Origin of the sequence: Thauera sp. 2A1, from assembly GCF_009469595.2 — a bacterium.
Taxonomy (GTDB): Bacteria; Pseudomonadota; Gammaproteobacteria; order Burkholderiales; family Rhodocyclaceae; genus Thauera.
On record NZ_SSXV01000089.1, the window covers coordinates 1 to 1,792 of the forward strand.

A 1,792-nucleotide genomic window follows, 5' to 3' on the forward strand; every position below is an offset into this window, starting at 1 on the left:
TCCTCGATGGTCATCCCCACCGGCATTCTAATCCCGATATGCAGCTTCTTTCTAGCGCTATAACAGAGATGCAGCAACGAGCCGTTCCATATCCCCGAAGAGCAGTTCAGCTCGCGCGCCTTCTCAATCGCCTTCTCCACATACTCCTTATCATCCACATCAATAATCGTCTGGAAGAGAAAGCTTTCCGGCATCGCATTCTCCTGTCTGCGCACATTATTCTTAAACATGCCGTAGTGCGGACAGAAGAAAGGCAGCTCGCTCTTCAGCCTCTCCTGCGCCTTCTTCACCGCCTGCGCATCGTTCAAATCCACTCCGTCAATCGACAATTCACCCCGAATCTGCTGAATCATCTTCTTGATTTCCTGAGAGTGTAAATTAAACTGTGTCAAGCTACAATAAAAGTAGTTTAACACAGTTTTTATATTATGGACAACTTAGAAATTGATTACAAGAAAGCAGCTCAGCAGTTGCGTAGTGGTGAAGCCTTATTTGGCAAGGACGGAGCATTAGCTCCATTGTTAGAGCGTATTCTCAACTCAGCTCTCGAAGGTGAGATGGACGCTCATTTAAGTGAAGAGGAACGCTCTTCCGGCAACCGTCGTAATGGTAAGATGAGTAAGAAGGTTCAAACAAAATATGGTGAGGTCACTATAGAGACTCCTCGTGACCGAGACGGAACTTTCCAACCTGAGACCGTAAAGAAGCGTGAGACTATTCTTGCCAATGGCATGGCAGACCAGATTATTGAGATGTACGCCATGGGCACCAGCACACGTGACATCAGCAGCTACTTTGAGCGTGAGTTCAACACAACTCTATCAGCCGATACTATCAGCTCTATAACAGACCGTGTATTACCCGAAATCACCGCCTGGAAGTCTCGCATGCTCGATCCTGTATATGCCATTTGCTGGCTTGATGCTATCCATTATAAGGTAAAGGATGAGAATGGCAGAGCTGTCACACGAGCCATTTACAACATTCTTGGTATCAACAAGGAAGGCCAAAAAGAACTGTTAGGTATGTATGTGTCTAAGAGTGAAGGAGCTAACTTCTGGCTAGAAGTTCTTACGGATCTTCAGAACCGTGGTGTTCGAGACATCTTGATTTGTTGTATTGATGGTCTCAAAGGCTTCCCAGATGCCATCCAAAGCGTATTTCCTGAGAGTTCTGTGCAGCTCTGTATTGTCCATCAGATACGCAATTCCATCAAGTATGTTGGCAGTAAGCATCAAAAGGAGTTTATCAAGGATTTAAGAACAGTATATGGTGCAGTAAACAAAGACTCCGCTGCTGCTAATTTAGACCTGTTAGAGTCTAAGTGGGGAGAGATGTACCCAATTGTCATCAAGTCATGGCGTGACAATTGGGAACGTCTGACAGAGTATTTCCAATATACTCCAGCCATCCGTAAACTCATTTATACGACCAATACGGTTGAGGGGTATCACAGACAGGTAAGAAAGGTCACAAAGACTAAAGGGGTCTTTCCTACGGATAATTCTTTGGAGAAGCTTGTGTACTTAGCTTACCGCAACATCCGTAAGAAATGGACTATGCCACTGGCAAATTGGGGACAAATTTCTCAACAATTGGCAATAAAATTTGGAGATAGATTTAAAATTATGTAACTTTGCAGCCGAAAAGGCTTCCCTGCTGGGGGCATGCCCCCAGCAGGGAGTGGGAATGAAAGTTAAGAACAAGCCTTGACACAGTTTAATTTACACCCCCTTGGAACTAAGAACATCACAGAAGCACTTACTTTTGCCACCATCTATAAACTACTGTA

General features: G+C 44.6%; 2 protein-coding genes. One reads left to right on the forward strand and one right to left on the reverse strand.

The features are described from left to right. Positions 1-353 (reverse strand): hypothetical protein (locus GH664_RS23970; RefSeq protein WP_228111679.1); only part of this gene is annotated, 353 nt, incomplete at its 3' end. 75 nt (positions 354-428) lie between these two features. Here GH664_RS23970 and GH664_RS23975 point away from each other — a divergent pair. Further along, positions 429-1,634: an IS256 family transposase gene (locus GH664_RS23975; protein ID WP_118220300.1), complete on the forward strand. Its 1,206-nt coding sequence runs from the start codon at positions 429-431 to the stop codon at positions 1,632-1,634. Positions 1,635-1,792 lie beyond the last annotated feature (158 nt).